This window comes from Rubripirellula amarantea (genome assembly GCF_007859865.1).
Taxonomy (GTDB): Bacteria; Planctomycetota; Planctomycetia; order Pirellulales; family Pirellulaceae; genus Rubripirellula; species Rubripirellula amarantea.
The window spans coordinates 3,819,339-3,840,959 of record NZ_SJPI01000001.1 but is presented as its reverse complement, the minus strand read 5'-3'; the positions used below and the strand labels follow the sequence as shown (position 1 = coordinate 3,840,959).

Annotated in this window: 15 protein-coding genes; 7 read left to right on the top strand and 8 right to left on the bottom strand. The window is 53.5% G+C overall.

The features are described 5' to 3' along the window. The 3 genes from Pla22_RS13795 to Pla22_RS13785 all read left to right on the top strand — a co-directional run. On the top strand, positions 1-2,216 hold a 2,216-nt coding region (locus tag Pla22_RS13795; protein ID WP_146515126.1), incomplete at its 5' end, for an Ig-like domain-containing protein. 342 nt (positions 2,217-2,558) lie between these two features. Further along, the gene (locus Pla22_RS13790; protein WP_242631996.1) at positions 2,559-4,979 is read left to right on the top strand and encodes a sensor domain-containing diguanylate cyclase/phosphohydrolase; all 2,421 of its coding nucleotides are present in this window, start codon (positions 2,559-2,561) and stop codon (positions 4,977-4,979) included. A 274-nt stretch (positions 4,980-5,253) separates the two neighbouring features. Further along, positions 5,254-5,535 (top strand): hypothetical protein, encoded by a 282-nt coding sequence (locus Pla22_RS13785; protein ID WP_146515124.1) that lies wholly within the window; start codon positions 5,254-5,256, stop codon positions 5,533-5,535. Positions 5,536-5,740: 205 nt separating this feature from the next. Here the strand turns inward: Pla22_RS13785 and Pla22_RS13780 are convergent, their stop codons facing one another. After that, entirely contained in the window at positions 5,741-6,181 is a 441-nt protein-coding gene (locus Pla22_RS13780) for a VF530 family protein (RefSeq protein ID WP_242631995.1), read from the bottom strand. Between the two features lie 26 nt (positions 6,182-6,207). On the opposite strand from Pla22_RS13780, the gene Pla22_RS13775 reads away from it, so the two are divergent. Further along, the gene (locus tag Pla22_RS13775; protein WP_242631994.1) at positions 6,208-7,032 is read left to right on the top strand and encodes a TIM barrel protein; all 825 of its coding nucleotides are present in this window, start codon (positions 6,208-6,210) and stop codon (positions 7,030-7,032) included. Positions 7,033-7,088: 56 nt separating this feature from the next. Here the strand turns inward: Pla22_RS13775 and Pla22_RS13770 are convergent, their stop codons facing one another. The 3 genes from Pla22_RS13770 to Pla22_RS13760 form a co-directional block, all read right to left on the bottom strand. After that, entirely contained in the window at positions 7,089-7,664 is a 576-nt protein-coding gene (locus Pla22_RS13770) for a hypothetical protein (RefSeq protein WP_146515123.1), read from the bottom strand. 251 nt (positions 7,665-7,915) lie between these two features. Next, positions 7,916-12,454 carry a CotH kinase family protein gene (locus Pla22_RS13765; RefSeq protein WP_146515122.1) on the bottom strand — a complete coding sequence of 1,513 codons (4,539 nt, stop codon included), beginning with the start codon at positions 12,452-12,454 and terminating at the stop codon, positions 7,916-7,918. Positions 12,455-12,633: 179 nt separating this feature from the next. Next, on the bottom strand, positions 12,634-13,332 hold the full coding sequence (locus tag Pla22_RS13760) for a Clp protease N-terminal domain-containing protein (RefSeq protein WP_242631993.1): 699 nt from the start codon (positions 13,330-13,332) through the stop codon (positions 12,634-12,636). Between the two features lie 244 nt (positions 13,333-13,576). On the opposite strand from Pla22_RS13760, the gene Pla22_RS25230 reads away from it, so the two are divergent. After that, positions 13,577-13,777, top strand: a complete 201-nt coding sequence (locus Pla22_RS25230; protein ID WP_165440652.1) for a hypothetical protein — start codon at positions 13,577-13,579, stop codon at positions 13,775-13,777. Here Pla22_RS25230 and Pla22_RS13755 read toward each other — a convergent pair. The 3 genes from Pla22_RS13755 to Pla22_RS13745 form a co-directional block, all read right to left on the bottom strand. Next, positions 13,774-14,925 carry a hypothetical protein gene (locus Pla22_RS13755; protein ID WP_146515120.1) on the bottom strand — a complete coding sequence of 384 codons (1,152 nt, stop codon included), beginning with the start codon at positions 14,923-14,925 and terminating at the stop codon, positions 13,774-13,776. The two genes, Pla22_RS25230 and Pla22_RS13755, sit on opposite strands and share 4 nt — an antisense overlap. A gap of 182 nt (positions 14,926-15,107) precedes the next feature. Continuing rightward, positions 15,108-16,259: a sulfite exporter TauE/SafE family protein gene (locus Pla22_RS13750; protein WP_242631992.1), complete on the bottom strand. Its 1,152-nt coding sequence runs from the start codon at positions 16,257-16,259 to the stop codon at positions 15,108-15,110. Further along, positions 16,210-16,713 carry a MarR family winged helix-turn-helix transcriptional regulator gene (locus Pla22_RS13745; protein ID WP_146515119.1) on the bottom strand — a complete coding sequence of 168 codons (504 nt, stop codon included), beginning with the start codon at positions 16,711-16,713 and terminating at the stop codon, positions 16,210-16,212. Before Pla22_RS13745 ends, Pla22_RS13750 begins: the two co-directional genes overlap by 50 nt. Before the next feature lie 461 nt (positions 16,714-17,174). On the opposite strand from Pla22_RS13745, the gene Pla22_RS13740 reads away from it, so the two are divergent. Both Pla22_RS13740 and Pla22_RS13735 read left to right on the top strand, forming a co-directional pair. Continuing rightward, positions 17,175-18,923, top strand: coding sequence for a CocE/NonD family hydrolase (locus Pla22_RS13740; RefSeq protein ID WP_146515118.1), 1,749 nt, complete (start codon positions 17,175-17,177; stop codon positions 18,921-18,923). 618 nt (positions 18,924-19,541) lie between these two features. After that, on the top strand, positions 19,542-20,282 hold the full coding sequence (locus tag Pla22_RS13735; RefSeq protein ID WP_146515117.1) for a PEP-CTERM sorting domain-containing protein: 741 nt from the start codon (positions 19,542-19,544) through the stop codon (positions 20,280-20,282). A gap of 312 nt (positions 20,283-20,594) precedes the next feature. Here Pla22_RS13735 and Pla22_RS13730 read toward each other — a convergent pair whose 3' ends face one another. Then, positions 20,595-21,614 (bottom strand): DNA glycosylase AlkZ-like family protein, encoded by a 1,020-nt coding sequence (locus tag Pla22_RS13730; protein ID WP_146515116.1) that lies wholly within the window; start codon positions 21,612-21,614, stop codon positions 20,595-20,597. Positions 21,615-21,621 lie beyond the last annotated feature (7 nt).

Here is a 21,621-nt window from a genome sequence, read left to right as displayed (position 1 = left end):
CCGTAACGATCACGGTCACCGGCACCAATGATGCACCGGTTGCTCAGGCTGGGACCAACACGGCTACCGAAGATGGCGCGACCATCAACGGTCAACTGACGGAAACTGACGTCGATACCAACGACACGCACACCTATGCACTGATCACGGGCCCGAGCGAAGGCAACGTGATTGTCAACGGTGATGGATCCTACACGTTTGATCCGGCAGGTGACTTCCAAGATTTGGCGGCCGGCGAAACTCGTGATGTGACGTTTGTATACGAAGTCACCGACAACAACGGGGCGACTTCTCAAGCCGCTGTCACGATTACGGTAACGGGGACCAACGACGGGCCCGTCGCCAATCCGGACACCGACACCGCTCGCGAAGCCGGTGGCGTCGGCAATGCTACGCCGGGCGTTAACCCGAGTGCCAATGTACTGTCCAACGATACCGATCCGGACACTTCGAATACTAACGCAGTGACCGGAGTGGCTTCTGGCACGCAAGCAAACACGGCTGGTTCGGTCGGAAGCGTGGTGAACGGTCTTTATGGATCGATCACGATCGGGGTCAACGGTGCATACACCTACAACGTCGACAATAACAACGCAACGGTGCAAGCGCTGCGAACCAACGCGGACACGCTTGACGACGTGTTTAGTTACACCATCACGGACAGCTTTGGTGCCACTTCGACGACTCAGATCACGATCACGATCGAAGGTGCCAACGATAATCCACATGATCTAACAGCAACCGGTTTGAATATCGCCGAAGACTCCAGCAATGGTCAGTCGGTGGGTTCCGTGACGGCCTCGGACATCGATTCGATGGACACATTCACGTATTCGTTGCTTGATACGGCCAGCGGGCGTTTTGCAATCGACAGCTCAGGCAATATCACGGTCGCAGATTCTTCGCAACTTGACTACGAAGATTCGATCACCCACACAATCATCGTCCAGGTGACCGACGCTTCAGGAGGAACCTACAACGAATCGTTCGTGGTCACTCTATCCGATGTCAACGAATTTAGCGTATCGGTGCCGATCGACAGTGATGGTTCGGCAAACGTCGTGAACGAAAACGCCAGCAATGCGATTGTGGGAGTCACCGCGCATGCTGTCGACCAAGACGGTTCCAACAACGTCGTCACCTATTCGCTTAGCAACGACGACGGCGGACGTTTCCAGATTGATTCTGGTACGGGAGTGGTGAGAACCATTGGCCACCTCGACTACGAAAACCAAACCAGCCACACGATCGAAGTCCAAGCGACATCGTCCGATGGATCGGTTTCCTACCAAACGTTCGTTATCGATGTGGTGAACATCAACGAGGCACCTGTCGCGTTGGAAGATAGCTATACCCTCAATGCGGGTACCTCGCTGAACATGGGGATGCCAGGTGTCATCAATAATGACTATGACATCGACGGCGACACCTTGTCGGCCTTGATCGAAACCTACCCAAGTCACGGTACGTTGACCGTTACCTCGGACGGACGCCTCGTTTACACGCCGTATCCTGGGTACTTCGGCACCGATTCATTTGTCTATCGAGCAACCGATGGCAATCTGCAAAGTAACCCTGCGACCGTTTTGCTGACGATCGAAGCGGTCACTCCTCCTGATGCCGGCGACAACGGTGGCAACAGCGACGGAGAAAGTGAGTCATCTAACGAATCCACCGAGACACTCACGGGTGCGGAGATGACCAAGAAAGATGACGAGGCAGGTCAGGGCGACGTGAACGATCCTTCGCAACCAACCCCGTCGGTGGATGCACGCGGTCAATCAAGTGAACAGACCACCATAGAGAAACTGCGTTTACTATCCGGCAATGACCTTTCCTTGTCGTTCAATACGAGCGGCGATGCCATGAACTTCAGTGGCTTCCATTTCCACGAGAACCAATTCAACACTCAGTACATTGGCGCAAGTCGGACTCAATTGGCCGCCATCAACTCGCAACTCGATTGGCTCGATTGGGAACAGGTCGTGGCTGATGCCGAAGAAGGAGCATTGGATTACATCATCGGATCCGCTGGATCGGCCGCTGGCTTGTTCTCTATCGGCTATGTGTTGATGGTGTTCCGAGGCGGTGCATTCTTCACGGCGGTTGCTTCGGGAATTCCATCGTGGCGAATCGTTGACCCGACTGCAATCCTTTCGGCCAACCAGGGTAGCAAGGGTGGCAAGAAAGACGAGATCGAAGACATCCTTGGCTAAGTAATCGGGAGCGACAGGCGTCACGCGATTTAATCGAGGTGGCGACGCCAATCCCGACGCGGTGAATGCGATGTGACCGTTGTTTCCGGTTCATCCGGCACGATCGAAAAACTCGGCCCAGTGACCAGGGTTTTCTTCATCCGAGTACTGATCCGGCTACTTCAAGACGGCAAATGCTAAGCCGTAGGCAACATTTAACTACGGTTTACTCCCCTCGAACCGCTGCGCCTGCGCGCATCCATCCCTCCCTAAACAATCGCACAGCACGGGCTCTTGTTTAAAAAGTACTTCGCATCGATACGACTTGCCTTCGCACTTGTGTGCGTGGGAGCAAGTCTCATATTGAGCGCCCAGTGGCTCGGGTTTATCCCCGACTCTGCGGCGCTACAGATGCGTGCGCGCCGTGACTTGAGCGAGATTGTCGCGATTAATGCCACGGTGCACATTCGAAGGCAAAACTGGAACGACCTGAAGGCGAGTCTTCAAGCCACCGTTGATCGTCACCCGGACCTGCTTTCGATCGGTGTCCGCAGTGACATGGGAACGCTGCGGACGGATACCGGGCATCACGCCGAAATCTGGCCGCAAGATATTCCTCCTGATGTCGTTTTCGACGGAAAACTGAACGTTCACGAATCGGTCGACGATTCCGAGAGCGAAGTCGTCACCGCGACCGTCCCCATCATGCTGAACCACCGTCCATGGGGACGAGTGGAGTATTGTTATCGACGCGCCGCAAAGACCTATGTCGGCGGCGTCTTGATCAACCCAATGGTTCGATTGCTTAGCTACTTTGTGGTCTTCGGCATCGTTGCCTATACCATCTTCGTTGCTCGGGTGATGGGAGTGTTTAGCAGCACTCAAGTTGTCCCCGATCGCGTGCGTCAAGCTCTCGACACGCTCGCCGAAGGTCTGTTGGTCCTCGATGAAACCGGAAAGATTGTATTGGCCAATAAGGCGTTCACCACCATTGTTGGACTCAGCGCCGAGGAACTCGAACGACGACCGGCGAGTGACCTTGCCTGGGTGGGCGAGAGTAACGACGATGCATTGCCTTGGACGATGGCCATGCTTAACGGTGAACTGCAGAGCGAAAGGATGCTGCGTTACACCTTCGATTCCGATTCCGAGCGGATTCTATCGGTCAACGCCGCCCCGCTTGGCAAAGGCAAGTCTGGACGAGGCGTATTGGCAACCTTCCGTGATGTGACGCACGTCGAAGAACACCGCCTTGAACTCGAACGAATGCTAGATCTGCTCGAGCGAAGCCGAGACGAAATCACTCGCAAGAACGATGAGCTTAACATTCTGGCTACTCAAGACTCGCTAACGGGTTGCTTAAACCGACGAGCCTTCTTTGAAATATTTGACGGGATGTGGTCCGAGGCGAAGCGCGATGCGAAGTCGCTTTCGTGCATCATGATCGACGTTGACCATTTCAAGAGCGTTAACGACACCTACGGTCACCACACGGGCGACGAAGTGTTGCGAGCGGTATCGGCAGCGGTCCGCGAAATGTTCTCAAGCAACGGATTGGTTTGTCGTTACGGTGGCGAAGAGTTCTGCATCGTATTGCCGGGTTATGACGTCGAAGCCGCATTCGCGCAAGCTGAAAAGGCACGAGGTGCGATTGGGCAAATTCGTTTAGACGACCCCGCTGAATTGCGGCTAACAGCAAGCCTTGGTGTTTCCGAACTTCGTTTCGAAGCGAAGGACACTCAAGATCTCATCAATCAAGCCGACGCTTGTTTGTACGTGGCAAAACGAGAAGGCCGAAATCGGTCCATTGTTTTCAACAAATCAATGATCGTTACAGACGAATCCGCCGAAAACGCAGCCGCCGAAGCCCTTGCGGTTGCGAACTCTGAACGAGTGGAAATTCCTTACAAGGCGGTCACCGCGCTGATGTCAGCGCTATCGTTCCGCGATACGAAGACGGCCGAACACAGTCGCCGCGTGGCCGATCTTTGCGCCCGTGCTTCGGAAGGATTGATGAATCCATCGGAACGCTATGTACTAGAAGTTGCCGGGCTCCTTCATGATATCGGTAAGATCGGTGTTCCCGACGAAATCCTGTTCAAACCTGGGCCACTGACACCTGAAGAGTGGGAAGTCATGGGTCGCCACGACAATATCGGTGTCGACATCGTCTTCGGAGCCTTTGATTGCCCGCCGTTGACCGCGATCATGGCCAACCACCATGCCTTTTACAACGGTGCGGGTCGCGAACGCGATCTTCCGTCCGGCGAAAACATCCCGGTCGGCGCTCGATTGCTTTCGATTGCCGATACCTACGATGCCATCGTCAGCGATCGCCCGTACCGCAAGGGCAAGTCGCATGAAGAAGCCATTGCTGAGATACGACGGTGCGCGGGAACTCAATTCGATCCGACCTTAGTGGAACACTTCGTTAGCAAAATCGAAGCCGCCATACCGACGCTGGCTACCGGCGCGATTGCCATTCAGAAGTTTGCGGCGATCAAGATCGGAGCTCAAATCGAAAAACTCGCCAACGCAATCGACCAACAAGATGCCGCCCAGATCAATCACCTGTTTAACGACATCCGGGTGCTGGCCGAGAACTCGGGACTGGTGTCTATCGCGGAAGCGACGCCGGTTTCATCCGACGAAAGTGACGAAACCAAAATCACCCGCGAATTACTACGTGACGCCCGCGACCTCGTCGATACCTGTCGCTCTGCTCAGATAGATTTCCTACGCAAGTCGTTTGAACATCAAAACGAAGCCGAAGCAGACGCTTAGCGCGGTCACCCGCAACGAAGTATCAAGCTGGGCAAGCTAGCAAGTCTTCGACGTCACACCGTGTGTGCGAAATTTGACCGTGATGATCAATTTTCGACGAGCACAAAAACGGTTGCTGCCGCTCGCGAAAAATTGTTGTCTCGTGCTTTGCTGAGTGAAGCCCTTCGAGCGAACAAAATTCTTTTCACTTGGTACTGGTTTTGCGTATTGTACCATTGGCAGCCCGCACGCAATGATAAGGGTCTGCAAGGCGGCACACTTAACAGGCAAACCAATGATCCAAAATTTCGAGCAACGTTTTGAGCCGAAGAACAAGATGCAAGACGAGCGGGGACCAGTGAGAGATTGTCGCGCATGTCAGAGTGCACTTCAGCAATCACCGTATCCTGAACTTCGAAAGCTGACCTGTGATTGTGACGACCAGGATCGCATCATGATCGTTGGGGAAGTCTCAAGCTATTACATGAAGCAACAAGCCCAAGAAACGGTGTTGCCCGTCGCTAAATCCTTGCGGATTCACAACGCCGTAAGCGTGAGCGTTCGAGTTCCTCGATAGGTTTGCGTGCGTCGCTAACGAAGGGGCCTCGCTAGAATACACGTCCACCAAGTGCACCCGTCGTTTTGGTCTGGGTTGATGTGCCGTGGGTGTGCAGTTGATCACCGAAAGCATCCGCAGTAGGGTTTTCTGTGGCCGTGCAAAGTCACTACTCAATAGGCTTACGTACGTCTCCGAGGCGGTTCATTTGGATCGCCGAGTCCGTTCAGGATCCTTGCTTGCGAACCCGAAACTTCACGCCCTGATCCCGCTTGAACCGTACAGTCCCTGGTTTGGTCGTTTCGCTATCGGACACAGGGGAATCTTGTTCGTTGGGTGACCTCTTTCTACCGAGCGACCTCAGATAGAGCCTTTCAACCTTCGCTCGGGCCCAATCGGTTTGACGCAGGAACTTTAGGCTCGACTTCAGACTTGGATCATGCGTGAAGCACCGAATGTTGATTCGATCCCCAAGCTGCACCCACCCATAAACGTCGACCAAGTGTTCCAGCATCGCTTTTAGCGTTACGCCGTGCAGAGGGTTATTTGGCTGCGATTCGTCTGGGTTCATCGTCAAAACGGTGGAGTCATAGGCGGAAGGAGTGACCGGCACGAACCGCGTTATTCGCGATTGGCATGGATCGCACATGGTACACTGCAACGCCATTTCTATCTTCCGCACACGTGTGAAGCATGCCAATCGACACCGAAAAATCGTCCTCGCCTCGTCAGATCCGCCAATCGGTCATGGGTTGGTGCTTTAGGCCAATGGACTCGCTATCGCTCGCAAGGCATTGCCAATCCATCGGCATCGAAGCGATTGAAGGTATTTCGTCATCCGACTACGGCGATGTCACGAATCTGGGAATGAAAATCTCGCTGACAAGTAGTCACGGGTTTTCCAACGGGCCACTTGATCCCGATAACCATGCCGAAGTTGAAGCCAAACTTCGTGAGGGCATCGACTTGGCTGTAAAGTACGGAGCCCCCAACGTGATTACCTTCACTGGAATGAAGAAGGCAGGAATCAATGACCGGGCGGCCCGGAAGAATTGCTTGGACTGTTGGAAACGCGTGCTACCTTACGCGGAAGAAAAGCAGGTAGGCATCGTCCTTGAACACCTCAATAGCAAGGCACATTTCAATTCCGATGGGACCGTGCACCCAATGAAAGGGCATCCGGGATACTGGGGCGACGACATCCACCTGTGCGCGGACTTAGTTCGCGAAATCAGTTCGCCTCAATTCAAGCTGCTGTTTGATATCTATCACGTCCAAATCATGAACGGCGATGTCATCCGAAACATCGAGCGTTACCACAAATGGGTCGGACACTATCACACCGCGGGTAACCCTGGCCGTCGAGAATTGGACTTCAAACAAGAGATCAACTATCCGCCGATCATGAAAGCGATTCTTAAGACAGGTTATCAAGGTTACGTTGCGCAAGAGTTCATCCCGACCGGCAACGATCCCGTATCATCGCTGCGACAAGCATTTGATGTCTGCAACGTTTGACACTTGGAATGCTCAACTTGGTGAAGCTTAATAGAACGAACTGAGTTCGCATTCAACTAGGGAGCCTTGTACTTCGAACCCACCGATACCTGGGTCATTGTCACTCGAATTTTGGTCGGGAAGAACTGTGATAGATCAGGCTGGTTGTGCGCGTGCCCCTTGCCCCCTTTCTCGGCATGCTTGATCACCAATGACATTTGCTTGATGCCTTCGGTCCAAATGATTGAATCGTTCTCCCAGAACTCATTCATCTTCACCACTTTTTCGTACACACCCGGCTTTGTGTATCGGGGCGTGTTGGTGCAACCGTAGTTGTTCTTCTGCCCTCGGTTGGGAATGTAGCAAAGACTCCAAACCGTCGGCACTTCTCCCTCCGGTTTGTCTAGCACTTCGATCCGAACGTGAACGGTTCCGTTTCGATAATCGACCGGTGACGTCCAATCTTTCGGGGTTTCTTCGCCAAGCTGTTTGGCGTTCACGAAGAGGTGCGATTTCGTGGCAACAGCCTCCTTCTGCTCAAAGGTAAACGTCCGGTCGAACAACACGAATTGCTCGGCATGGGAAATCTGAGCCAACGTGACACCGATAACGAAAGCCAATAGTGGCAGAGGGTTCGAGTTGAACAATTTCATAGGGGACAAGGTCTTCCGCGGACTGAGCAAGAGTGAAACACGCAGTCCTAGAATAACAAAACCTTGCCGATGAGGTGGCCATTCTGTCTTACCTCGAAGTCAAACCAATTCCATTAGCCTACCCTTGCGAACCACACTCTTTGAAATCGGCCACTTTCACGCACAATAACGACGCAGTCGCTCAGGCAACAGCAACACTGTGCATAAGACACCGTAGGTTCATCCTCGATGCTGCGTTGTCCTGAAACCACCTACGATGCATTGAAAGAGGCGTCCAACTGACCCGCACTGGCGAGAGCTTGATGTAGATCTTCGGCGAGAAGATCGAAATCCTCTTCGGACACATCTGCATCGCATTCGTACGCGAATTCGGCGACTGCTTGAGCTTGCGAATCGAACGCGACCAGCTCAAGAGTTGCTTGTTCTTCAATCGTTGATGGGTCAAAAAAGTCAGAGGTGAAGTCATCTTCATCGTCTTGGTCGGAAGACAGGGGAGCACTCAGGGGGGCACTCACGGTCTCAATCAGGGTCTCATTCAACGGAGCGACTACGGCATCACTTACGGGCGATCGTTCTCCTTCACTCGCTTCTGCATTTTGGCGACTGATTTCGTTGACTACCTGCAGTGCGTCCAGCGCTGTTGTATTCCCATCGCCGCTCACGTCGTACATGAACAAGTTCTCAGTGACCTCGCCTTCGCCAGTTTGAATCCGGCTGAGCTGATTAATCACAATCAATGCATCCAGGGCTGACGTGACGCTGTCGCCATTGGTATCGGTTGGCTGCAAGAAATTCCTTGGCGACGACGGCGTGAATGCATCAGTCCCAGCCGTCGATTCCACACTGTAGGTCTGGGTTTCCGTGTGCGCTTCGAAGATGATTGCATAGAACTGCCCTGCGGTAACGACTGCGGTGCTGACACCTTCGTCGAAGAAATCAATCGGCTCGACGCTCTCATTCACGATACGAATGGACTGGCCAACCGTAACTGTTCCCACGGAAACGACAGAAATCTCAGCATCGGCTACTGCTTGAAACAGAATCGCCGTTGGGATGCTGTCGCCGACGATCACGTGAGGCCGGACAACATAGTCTGGTGTGTAAATTCGAGTGGGAGGAATCGCGGTAACTAAGTCGTGACTGACAACGCTGACTTCCGTATCCGCCAATGTCGCATAGTCAACGTCGTCGCTTGAAACACTAAACGTGACGATGGTGGTTTGGCTTCCATCAATCACTCCATCATCAGCACTGCTGAACACAACTGTTTGGACCACGTCCCAGTTGTCTGGCGTGAATACCAGTTGCCCCAAATCCACTAGTACTTCTTCGGAATTGGCACTCGTAATTGTCACCGTGACATCTGACGCGGGTTGGCTCGAAAGCGACGCGCTGACCGAGTCGGTTAGCCCCGACTCGTTGACGACTGTCATCTCGTCCGACTGCGTGAGGACGAGCCCCGGTGTGGACGACGATTCGACAGTGATCGTAGCCGTGGCGGTGTCGGTGGCGCCACCGTCGTCGGTCACTTGAAGTCCGACAATGAAGGTGCCAGCGACAGAAGCATCGAATGAGGCGGTCACGCCCGTGGCGTCGTCGTAATCACCATCGTTGTCGAGGTCCCAAGCATAGGACGAGATCATCCCATCGGAATCCACCGAAGCCGCACCGGTAAGCGATACCGAATCGCCGACGGTTCCCGTGTAAGGGCCACCCGCGTCGGCAGTGGGTTCGCTATTGGTCGTAATCACATCGTTGGTGTTTGCGGCGCCAGGTGTAGCAGCCGACAATTCAAGAAATGTTGATGATCCGTTGGGAAAACGGCCGTACGAAACATCGGTGGACTGCTCACCAAACGTCACTGAATCGACAAGCGTTGTTCCGTCGACGTTGTACAGCAAAACAGACTCGCCACTGGCCGACAACTTGAACGACGCGTGATCGTCACCTTGGTCGGTGTCCCCGTCCGCCCAAATCACCAAATAACCACCAGCTTCAATCGTCGACCCGCTCGGAAATGCCCACTGCGTTGGTTCAGCCGCGTCATCCGTTAAGTAGAAACCGCTCAAGTCCACTGCGGACGTACCCGGGTTGTACAGCTCGACCCAATCTTCGAACGCCCCGACTTCGTCAGGGTCTTCGATCGTCGTGTCATTGTCCGCCATCAACTCGTTGATGTAGACGACTACGGATTCGACGGACACCGCACTGGCTGCGTTCTCGGAACCGGGGGTTGGCCGGTTGGTTACTTCGAGTTCGCCTACACCATCGGGCACACGTGCAAACGACGAATCTCCTTCAAGTGCAGCATAGGTAACAGTGTCGATGACCGATGTACCGTCGGTTAGGTATAGCTCACCACCGGAAGTCTCCAGTTCGAAGTTAGCGTGGTTGCTACCTTCGCTGACTTCTCCATCGAGCCAAAGTGTTAAATAGTCGCCATCGCTCAAACTGTCCGTTGGAATCGCCCATTTGGAAAGCTCCGCAGTGGTGTCAGTCAGGTACAAACCGGCGAGCGATACCGTCCCAGGACCGTTGTTATAAATTTCCACCCACGGATCGAAATCGCCCGCTTCGTCCTGTACCGTTTGAACGTTAACTGACATCAATTCGTTCAGCGCCAGGTCTGACTGCGAGGCGTAGCTATCCAATACCGATGACAGGTACGTTGACCGCGACGATATGAAGCTCGAGAGACCATAGATTGTTCGATTTCCCGACGTCACGTTGGTCGTCAAGTTTTGCTCAAACTGCGCCGTTGTGAACTGCTTGTTTGGGTCAGCCGTGACATCGGCGCGAATGAGGTCGGCTAGTTCGTTGATGCGAGCGGTGACCGATTCCACATCGAAACCTTCTCGCAACATTTCAGCAAGGTCGCGCAGGTACTCGGTACTGTACTCATCAACCGCCCACAAATTTTCGGCCAGCGGTCGTGATTCACTTTCCGTCGCCGTTCCCGGCGGTCCCATCGTCGTTGCGACCGGCAACCAAAAAGGATCAAGATCGGTAATGACCTGCCCTCGATCGACGAACTGAGTAAACGTACCAAACGATTCATTCACATCCCAGAACACATGAGTGAATTGACCCGTGTCGTCGCGGTCGTAGAGGTAATAGTTATGAGCGGCACCGGAGTACGAATCTAAGTTCGCGAACAAATTGTTCAGCGCCAACGAAGTGAGTGTGTTGTCGACGTCCAACAACGGTTCAATTGCGTCCGCCAATTCACCCGACGAGGTGTTGTTAAGCACATCGATGAACTCGATCAGGTCCGAGTAGTCATTCGCAGCTTCATTCGTTTTCAGCTCATAGAATGCTTCGTATTCCGATTGATCGGTTCCCAAGTAAGTCAGGTCTGATCCGAAGTCAGCGTTGGGATCTTCAAGGACCGCGTCATCCGACGCCGTTCCCTTGTAGAGGTTGCCGTCTTCATCTTCACCAAAGCGACTTTCGGTGAACGTCGAGTCCACTTGTTCAACCGCCGTGTACAAACCGTAGTACTCACCGTTGATATAGACCTTGGTGTGGACGGCCCTGCTAACTCCCTCGACGAAATTTGACGCATAGTCGTAGAACAACTTCTCGCGCAACATCGTCGGATCGTTGAAGTTGTTGTTCAGGTTCAACTTCTTTAGCCCCATGAAGGTCAGATCTTCGAACTCATTGAAATCAATCTTGATTGACTTCTTGACGCCTGTCCCCTCGAACGATGAATTCCCCTTGAAACGCACTCCAACCGAATCCAATGCCACACCATCAGCGACAAAGTCGGCTAGGAAATACGGGTCTTCAACGTCGGTAGCGTGTGATGTGTAAAGCGTGTCGTACCAATCGGCATCGTCGAACGTGATGTAGACCTCATGAACATAGGTGTCGTCAAAGAAGGCCGCAGCTTCATCATCGATGGTGACCGAATCCCAAGGAGACACTTCGTCACCAACTTGCGTCACCTTGATTGCCGCCGTGTCAACGTTAATCGCGCCATCATCATCGGTGACTTGCAAACCAACGACGAACGTTCCCACGGTCGCCGACGAAAAGTTGACGGTTTCACCAACCGCATCGTCGTACTGGCCATCGTGGTCCAAGTCCCACGCGTAGGTTGCGATTTCACCGTCGGAGTCAAAGGAAGACAAACCGCTCAGCAAAATTGTCTCGGCGTTCGTTCCGGTGTAGGGGCCACCAGCGTTAGCAATCGGAGCGAGGTTCGACTCCGCGATAGCAGAGTTCGCTGCGCCCGGCGTCGCCGTAGTCAGAACGCTAAGCGTTTCGCTGCCGTCTGGGGAACGCCCGAAGGATACGTCGGTGGCTTGTTCGCCAAATTCCAAGGAATCGACTAACGTCGTTCCATCGCTATCGTACAGAGCAACGATCTCGCCGCCCGACGACAATTTGAACGAAGCATGATCATCACCCTGGTCGCTTTCGTCATCCGCCCAAATCAGAAGATATCCGCCTGCGGCAACGGTTGACCCCGCGGGGAACTGCCACTGCGTCGGCGCTTCGACGTCATCGGTCAAGTACATGCCTCCGAGATCAACCGCCTCGGTACCAGCGTTGTAAATTTCGACCCAATCCTCGAACGCCCCGGCTTCGTCAGGGTCTTCGATCGTGGCGTCATTATCAGCCATCAGTTCGTTGATGAAGAGGTCACCAGCGAGCAGTTGCCGAGCTTCTAGTGCTTCCGTTCTTAAACGACGCGATGGCCGCCGACGGTTCAGCCGACTGCGTTGCTGGGAGCGGCCAATTCTTGAAAGCGTTCGGGCAAAAAAACTCTGGGATTTCGGCATCGTTGCAATGACTTCGTTTCTAGGTAGATGAACCTACCCCCATAAAAGTTCAGCGAGGAAATCGCTGAACGACAACTTCGAAGTTGCTAGCGGTGGGGTGGGTCTAATTTTCTTAGCAACAGTCAATGCGTCAGTGGTTCACAAGAGGTGCCAGTGAAACTTCCGTCGAAATGAAAGAATTACACCAATAGGTTGAGAAACGAACCGGGCGAACCGACTTGCTCGCTCAGTGCTTGCTCGAACTGATCAATGTCGACTCCGTTCTCTTCGAAAAGACTGGTCAAAATGGAACGGAGCTCTTCTTGTGATACGTTGGAATCGGATTGATTCGTCAGCTCTTGGATCGAATCGATGATCTGATTAATCAGTTCATCCGTGGACGACTCATCAGCGCCTGCGGACAATAAAGCTGATTCAACAACGCTGCTATCGGCCTCATGAGGTGGTGGTCCAGCGGGTCGACCAGCCTCCGAAGGGCCGCCTCGACCGAATGCCCCCCCGCCTTCCGATGATCCTTCAACCCCCGACGACCTTCCCGCTCCGCTAGCTTTAATTGCTTCCTCAACCTCAGAAGGATCAATGCCATTTGCTTCGAGCACGTCATCAATCACAGACTTCATAGCGGGACGGCTGGTGACCCCCGAAGTTGATTCCGACTTCAAAGCCGCTATCGCTTCATCGACCTGAGCCAAAATATCAGCCGTCGTCGACTCGTCCACGCCAATGGATTGAAGGGCTGACGAAAGCTGTTCTTCACCTCGAGGCGGTGGACCTTGGGGTCGAGAGTTTGTTGAAGATGATTGGCTGGAAAAAACTGCCGTCGAGTTTGAAACATTCATTTGCTTAATCCCTGTCACATTGTTGAAAGAAGCGGCCATGGGTTGGCCGGTTACTCTTTCCTTGTCGAGCGCAGGGCATCAAGACTTCTCGAAAAAACAACGCGATGAATCGGATTTCCAGCCGTTTGTCACCGACTCAACTATTGGCAGAATGTTTCAGCAAAATCCTGTCACCCCACGCACGTAGACGACGCATTAATGCCACGGAGAGTCAACCGTCGCTACACGCCCCCCCAAATCTACCCCCACCTCGTGTGCCGCGACTAAGCACCCGGACTGATCCATGATCCTCGCTCCACCAGCGTTTTCGCAGTTCATCACTTTGGCAAACAACCAGTATCGATTGAACAGTATTCAGGTCGAGATTCAGCCAATGCCGCATCGATACCAGAGTGTTCCGTTCATCTCTCGCAATGAGCAGATCCCCGTGATGAGGCTGAACTTGATTGACTCGCGTTTTGTATTGACTTCAAACCGATCTTAAGTTTGGACCGTTCGTGCTTGGCTGCGATTGGATCGGTTTGTGCCAGATGACCGCTGACCGTCGTCCAGTGCAGCCGCGAATTGCATTCTTGCACGCTGATCGAAGTCCTCCGTTGAATCAGACAGCATTCTTTCGCTCAGCGAGCTGTCACTTTCATCGCTTACGTCACCGCTCAGAAACTCTGTCATGCTGGCCAGGCCAACTGTTTCTTCAATCGCCGTGGCGCCAGCTTGATCGGTTAAACATGATCCCGAATGCAGGTCGTCCAAGTTCGCTTCATCGACGGCCGAGGGACGAAGATGATCCCATGGCGAATCACTCAAATCACCCTCCATCAAATCACCCTCCATCAAATCACCCTCCATCAAATCGCCATAGATCGTTGCGTTGTTGATTAAAGAATTTTCACCCTCACCGAGCGAGAGCGATACGTTGCCTTCAACGATTGCTGTGGCAAGCAGATTGATCGTGTCGTCATCGACGCCGGAAAACAGGTTTAGATCAGCGGCGATTTGTCCCGATATTTCAGCCGAGTTCTCCCCGTTACCGAGACCGATTATGGCTCCGCCATCGATTTGAGAAGTTTCGCCCAACGATACCGTGTCGTCGCCATCGCCGTTCCGAATTGCCAGATTGTTGCCGACGGATCCATCGATGCTTATCGAGTTGTTCCCATCGCCAAGAGATAGTTCAACGTTCTCCTGGATCGTCGTAGCTTCGACAATCGCAACGCTGTCGCTACCGCTTCCCGCTCGGACGACCAAGCTTCCGCTGATCGTTCCTCCTTCCACACTTAGCGAATTGTCCCCACCACCCAAAGCAGCAAAGATGGTATCTACGACGACCGAGTTAGCCGAAAGATCGATGGAAACTACGTCATCGGCGTCGATACCGTCGGAATCCAGCGTTATCACGATATCGTCGGTAACCCCTCTAACGATTTCGACTAAGTCCTCGCCATTCTCACCGGCTCCCGCTTCGGTGACCTCGAGGGTGCCGTCGCCCTTATCAACGATTGAAATTTCACCCTCTGCGTCGCCTTCGATCAAAAGCGAGCCTTCGACCACCGATATCGCAGCGGCAAGAACTCGCCGCGTTTCCAAACCTTCAAGCCCGAGTCGACGACGTTTGGACGCTTTGCGTTTCATCGGATCATTCCTATCAATTGGTGATCTTGGTTGTTACCTATTTAGGAAGTACGAGTCACTGCAAAATTGTCACGGTCGAGAGCGCGGATAGGGTTCAGCAACTCTCCGGCGCAAAGGCAAGTTCACCGGAACGCCCGCGTTGCGCATCTTCACTAGAGAAGTCGGTGTCGAGACGTTATCGCTTAAAGACCATGCTCGGAATCTGACTCAACCGCAAGTTCAGCAAGCGGCGTTTCGCTTGGAATTTCGTAGCGTCCCATGCGATAGAGAAAGTGAAACACAGCGTTCACTGCGAGTACCGCCACGATGGCACCCACCAATGCCATCCCTGACACTCGCTCGTGCACGATCGTCCATACGAACTGCGCGATGCACAGGCTAGAAACCAAAATGAGCGTCGGCTTGCGAGAAATAAGGTTGACCACGATCGCGCCGAAAGGTGCTCCCAGAGCCACCACCGGCGCGGCGGCAAGCCAGTTCGCAAAGACTTCGGGATCAATCGAATACAACGAAGGGTTGATTCGCGACAGGAAGACATTCGAAGCGATTCCAACGACTGACGCGAAAGCCATCAGGACCACCGATGTTGGTATGGAAATCTTCAAGTCAGCTCGATAGAGCAAAACCAGAGTCGCGTACACGATCATGTCGATGCCCACCCCGGTCACTGACGACACTACGCCTCCCGTGATGCCGATTGCGAGGCCGATCGGGCGATCCCACGATCGCCAGCGTTCACTCTCACCTTTGGCATTGACCAGTTCGTTCAACTTCACCAGGTGCATGATTCCAAAACTGCACCAGACCACCGCGAACGTTAGCTTCACCCAAAGATCGGGAACAAACGGCGCGACAAAAGCCGCGCCCAACGGCGTCCCCACCAACGCACCGAGCAAGGCAGGGCGAAGCAAACCATAGTCGAGCGGGCGGCGAGCCGAGAAGATGTAGATTGATGCCGACACCATTCCGATCGATTGCACCGCCAACCCAAAATTTCGGCCCAAAGATCCTGGTAATTCAAAGAACAAGACGAGCACCGGAAATCCGATGGATCCGCCACCCATCGGAGTCGAGCCCGCGATGTAAGACCCAAACGACATCGCCAACGCAATCGGCCAATGCGACTGTACCGTCCCCCAATGGTCACCCACCACCACGATCAGCAACCATCCGACGTAAAAGATCGCAAGCCACAATCCGAACGGCCACATTCCGCGCAGCGCAACCGGCGTTGTCTTCGATGTCGTCACCCGGTGGTCATGATCTTGCTTGGATTGCGTTCCACTAAGCATTGGACTGGGCCCCGACCGCGTCCATCCAATCACAACTAGCATCCTCGTGAGGCTTGCGAGCTAGCCTGAGTAGTTTGACCAATTGTTTTTGCTGGTTCGGACTTAGGTGACCTAACTGTTGCTCGTGCATTTCCAAGACCTCGTCACTCATGTCGCTCAACAACTTTCGCCCCGCCTTCGTGATGAACACCTCGACAACGCGGCGGTTTTCGGGGAGTCGTTTTCGAGTGATCAATCCGCGTTTGTTCAAACGATCTAAAAGCCGCGTCATGTCGGGCATACGCGATATCAATTGGCGTCCAATCTCCATGGTTTGCATTCCCGCGGGATAGACCACGCTCAACAATCGAAGAGCGTTGTACTGCTGAGCGGACAGGTCGTATCGGTTGAACAGCTCGTCTTCGATGGCACGCAGGCGATCGTAGCTACGCCAAAGGTGTAGATACGCTTCCTGGGCAGGCGAATCGAACGGGGGTCGGGGAGTGTCAGATGGCATGGCGGCTGATATTACTTGTTTCAACAACTGTTGTCAAAACAATTTACTTTGCCGTCAATTTTTCCGTCTCATTGATTGGCATCGCACCCCACGACCTTGGTTCGGTGCCGCGCTACCAACAACACACGTTTGAGTTCCCACACCACGGTCGGTAACTGCAGCAGTCCACCTCGCTACAGTACAATCAGCCCAAGCGGGAATCCTTCGACCCAACACTCCCTCCTATCGTGAACCGCGAACCGTCAAATAGTGAGCGTCTAGATCGGGGAACGGATCGTTACCGACCACCGGCGGCCAGTCCAGCCATATCTGATCTGCCAAGTGTCCTCGGTCGGTACGCCCAGCCGTTATACGCCAGCGGCTATCCTTCAAGGCTTTGTTGGTTTGATTTTGTCAATCCGATCCGAGCGCTATGAGCTTGGCGTCATCAATTTGCCCCCCAGTCGTGTAAGGACTATTCGATGCGATACGGTTTGGATTCACCATTGATTGGGTTGCTACTCGTTTGCATGGCGGCCTGTCCATCCGTAGCGTCAGATCCCGTCAATATTCCAGGCGCCCAACGCTTTTTGAAAAGCTACCCCGACGCGGACGCCAACCAAGATGGCGTTCTCACAAGCGAAGAGAATCGTGCGTACGCAGCGCCGATTGCAATTGAGGCACTTGGTGGAAACTACACGTACCACCAAGTAATGGTACCCATGCGCGATAGCGTGAGTTTGGCGACCGGAGTCTTCGTGCCTTCAACGGCAAGTGCCAACGATAGCAAGCACAGTACCGTCCTTTGCCGAACGGCGTACGGAATCTGGGCGGCTGCATTGTTTGATGCAAAGAAATTCGCGAACCAGAACCTGGTTTTCGTATGCCAGGATTTGCGAGGCGATGGGCAATCCGAAGGAAAGAACACCGCCAATCTTTACAGCTTTGACAATGAAATTAACGATGGATACGACACCATCGATTGGATCACTCAACAATCCTGGTCCAACGGAAAAGTGGGCATGACCGGCCAAAGCGGTCACGGTTTCGCCGCCTACATGGCCTACTTAGCTAAGCATCCTGGCCTCGTTGCTTGCGATACAAACATCAGTGGCGGAAACGCACACTTGTACTGGACCTTTCACAACGGAGTCAAACGTGAGATGTACTATCGCTGGCTCGCTCAACGTAATGTGCCCATCTCGCTGTGGCCCAAACCGGGTGTCGAAGAGTTTGATCGCGAGGCTTATCAACAAACCATTGACCAAGCCGCCGATGGAAACCACACCGCCTTCATTGCTCGGACGGGCTGGTACGACATCTTTTCGCAATCCGCGATCGACTACTTCCAAAACTTTGCTCAGCATGGCAACGTCTTTGTTCGAATCGACCCATCTGGCCACGGTCAAATGGCTGGCAAACCGTTTCCTCATCGCATCGTCGCTGATGAGTGGACGCTACCGAGCTTAGTTCGAGCCCTCGATGATCCTCGAACGGTCAAAGCAAAACAGTCGTTTCTCGTTTACTACTTAATGGGTGATACTGCCGATTCGACGGCTCCCGGTAATGAGTACCGTATCACACACTCGTGGCCGGTTCCCAATACAGCGACGCCCTATTACATGACTGCGGATGGCCGCTTGGACACTTCCAAGCCAACAACGCGTCACGCGTCACGTTCATTTCAATATGACCCCCGCGACCCAGTTCCCTCCGCGGGCGGCGATGTCTTCATCCATCACGGCGTAGGCCCACTCGATCAACGAGTCTTGAAAGATCGTAAGGATGTGCTCCGGTTCATCTCCGCGACACTCTCAGAACCTTTGGAGGTCACAGGAAAGATCCTTGCCGATCTCTACGTCAGCAGTGACGTGCCGGACACCACGTTCACCGCCAAACTGATTGACATTTACCCCGACGGGTACGAAGCAATCATCCGCGACTCGATCATCATGGGACGATTCAACGAAGGTTTCGACCGCCAAGTCCCTATGCAGACAGACCACATCTATCACCTCAAGATGGATATGTGGAGCACTGCGATTGTGTTAAACCGGGGTCACCGTATTGGCGTTCATATCTCAAGCAGCAACAGTCCCAAGTACGAAGTCCACCCAAACACGTTCAAGCCAGTCGACTCGTTCGACCTGTCCCCGGTTGCGACCAATACGATTCACTTATCGGCTCAATACCCGTCGCACATCGTCCTTCCCGTCGTCAAGCGACCTTGAGTTGGTGGACGGCAACACGACCTAGAGATCTCGAAACGTCGTCTGTCGTGCGTTCCTTGCGGATGTTTTTCGCGACCTAAGGGTTTCCGATATCCGCAGTTGGCAATGCATCCCCTCTCACCTACCGGGGATACCGGGCCAAGTGATCGGTGTGATGGGGACCAATCAACGGCTGCGAAAAATCACATGGATGACACTCCAAACGAGTTGGTGCAGTCCGTCTCTCCCGTTTGACGCACCTTAACTACAGGTCTCGCTAGTCAAAATTGCATGGATTTTCACAGCATTTGCCGCAGGAACCCTCGACCACCCGCTAGGTACACCCCGCTGGTGGCAGATTCATTTCACTGTCAGGCGGTGCCGGCGACCACTCGCTAAGAGGGTGTGATTCAATGCGGGCGGGCAGCCGGACACAGGACATCTTTAACGGGCAACTGATTGACAAAAAAACAGGTTCCTCGGGGCATGATAGCTTGCCCAGCCCCTATATCCTTGCAATACTACTGACTTCATCCTGTTAACAATTCGCAATCGCCGTTTGCAAATGCGAAAGTTGTTACCGAAACGGACAGTCGTTCTTCACATTTGGGTACTTGCCCAACCAACTTGGAAACACGCATGCGCAAGAAATTGTTAATGAGAGTCTTTATGGGTCTGATGTCTGTCGGAACGATTTGCAGTTCGGCTGACGCGGCTATCGTCACGATCTCGGCGTTGGATGTTCGAAGCGGTGGCGTGTTTGGCCATCCCAATGCTTCCGATGTCACGATCAACGGAGAGGCCACATTGGGGCCTACTGTTACGGCCGACCCTATCGATATCCAGATGACTTACTCTATGCTGGACCTTGATGGTGACTCGACTGCCAATGACGCAGTTACATTCACGCTCAGAGCCACAAAGTTTGGCGGAGACGGCGGCAGCCTCAGGATTTTCAACCAAGGGATCGATACTGGGTTTGGCAACTTGAATGATGTCGAATTGAGTGTGGTCAATGTAACGGGAACGACCACTGACGCGGGCAACTTGATCACGTTCAACGGGTTTACGGGAGCCACCGCAGGCGCTGGCGTTGGTGCTGGCATCGATATTAGCAGCAGCGTTGAAATTAATGGCACTGCAGTAACTTTGGCCTCACCAGACAACGGAGGTTTCCGCTTCGTCACAGCGACAACTACGTTTGCGCCCACCGCGACGGTGCAATTTGACAATTCGGTCAATAACAATGGTGGGACGATCGTTGCTCGCAGCTACGACCTGCAATTCGACGCGGTTGCTGTTCCGGAACCATCTAGCTTGGCCGTTTTAGGTCTCGGTGCGGTCGGCATCATTGCGGTTCGTCGACGTCGCCGCCGTTAAAAAACGTGAGCTGATAATCACGCTTCAACTTGTAGCATGCTATTGAACCGAAGCCCTCGCTAACAAATAGCGAGGGCTTTTTTTGTAGTCACTCAGTTTCGCCATTAGAGTCGTCGTCATTTCTAGATTCGCCATTGTCTGCCTTGCTCCGTTCTTCCGCAGACAGTCGATTGTCGTCTGGTTACTGCTTCCTCTAGTTGCTCAGGGCCTCTGCATGCTTAGAGCCTCTGCATGCTTAGAGCCTTTCGTGCTGGCGTTCTGGTTCGGCTAGTTTAGATCGAGCTTCACCGGCATGACTTAAGTTCTTCCGCGTCAAAGATCAAGCTCCCAGCAACCGCTCGGTAAACCTAAGAACGTAGCCAACGCTTCAACTTCGGCTTCAGCCAATAGACGAAACTCTTTAGCGCGTGGTTTCTTCCCCACGTAACCAAACTCGACGCTCAATCGATCGTTCGCGAGGCTGGCATTTGCCCACCCCAACACGACATCCCGCCAAAGAACGGGCATTGCGTAATAACCCCGCTCTCGCTTTGCCGCGGGCACGTAAGCTTCAAAGCGATAGGTCCAATCCCAAAGCTTTGAAAACCTGTCTCGATCTCGAACCAACGGATCGAATGGCGCCAAAATTCGAACGCGGTTCGGAACATCATTCGGCAACCAATCTCTTTCGCGATAAAGGTAGCTAGCTCCGGCGACTTCGACCTCTGACAATTCACCTGATTGCACCAGCGAGTCGACGACCGCTAAACGAGCCGACCGTACGGGTACCAAATGATCATGAGTGCGCAACTCTGCCACCAAGAAACGCTTTGTGGTCGGCCCAAACACGCGAGCGGTTGTCATCACGAGACGTCGATAACGTTCTGTGCTATCGATGGTCTCGGCCGGTGATTCCTTGGACACCTGATAGACGCGAATCCCATTTTCGCGTCGACTCACCCGCAGGTAGCCATGGTGATGAAGCTTCTCTAGTATTCGCTTGGTCTCTTGCGATTGACCGCCCCAGTAATTCTTGACGGACCTTCGACCGAATCTTTGATCCAACCCGCGTGGATGAACCTCGCCAACATCAGCAACGCTTTTCAGTAGATCACGTTCGAGCTTGTTCAACTTTGCATGAGGCCGCGGGTGCAATATCTGCCATATTCCAGGAGTCATAAACCCGTAGGCAAACAGGTATCCTTCTTCGGCTCTTAGCTTCGGAAACGTTCGTTCAAGATCGCCCGCTTGATATCCCCGAACTCTCTGCCGCAAAACTAAGTCTTGCGCTCTCGCGGGCGATCGAATGGGGTCAGCTTGGACAAACTGCATCGCCTTTAATGCATCGGACAAGCGTGCA

Excerpts from the sequence above, each read along its gene's own strand:
- Pla22_RS13785 (WP_146515124.1), top strand. The coding sequence starts at position 5,254 with ATGATCCAAAATTTCGAGCAACGTTTTGAGCCGAAGAACAAGATGCAA.
- Pla22_RS13780 (WP_242631995.1), bottom strand. The coding sequence starts at position 6,181 with ATGGCGTTGCAGTGTACCATGTGCGATCCATGCCAATCGCGAATAACG.
- Pla22_RS13775 (WP_242631994.1), top strand. The coding sequence starts at position 6,208 with ATGCCAATCGACACCGAAAAATCGTCCTCGCCTCGTCAGATCCGCCAA.
- Pla22_RS13770 (WP_146515123.1), bottom strand. The coding sequence starts at position 7,664 with ATGAAATTGTTCAACTCGAACCCTCTGCCACTATTGGCTTTCGTTATC.
- Pla22_RS13765 (WP_146515122.1), bottom strand. The coding sequence starts at position 12,454 with ATGCCGAAATCCCAGAGTTTTTTTGCCCGAACGCTTTCAAGAATTGGC.
- Pla22_RS13760 (WP_242631993.1), bottom strand. The coding sequence starts at position 13,332 with ATGGCCGCTTCTTTCAACAATGTGACAGGGATTAAGCAAATGAATGTT.
- Pla22_RS25230 (WP_165440652.1), top strand. The coding sequence starts at position 13,577 with ATGATCCTCGCTCCACCAGCGTTTTCGCAGTTCATCACTTTGGCAAAC.
- Pla22_RS13755 (WP_146515120.1), bottom strand. The coding sequence starts at position 14,925 with ATGAAACGCAAAGCGTCCAAACGTCGTCGACTCGGGCTTGAAGGTTTG.
- Pla22_RS13750 (WP_242631992.1), bottom strand. The coding sequence starts at position 16,259 with ATGCTAGTTGTGATTGGATGGACGCGGTCGGGGCCCAGTCCAATGCTT.
- Pla22_RS13745 (WP_146515119.1), bottom strand. The coding sequence starts at position 16,713 with ATGCCATCTGACACTCCCCGACCCCCGTTCGATTCGCCTGCCCAGGAA.
- Pla22_RS13740 (WP_146515118.1), top strand. The coding sequence starts at position 17,175 with ATGCGATACGGTTTGGATTCACCATTGATTGGGTTGCTACTCGTTTGC.
- Pla22_RS13735 (WP_146515117.1), top strand. The coding sequence starts at position 19,542 with ATGCGCAAGAAATTGTTAATGAGAGTCTTTATGGGTCTGATGTCTGTC.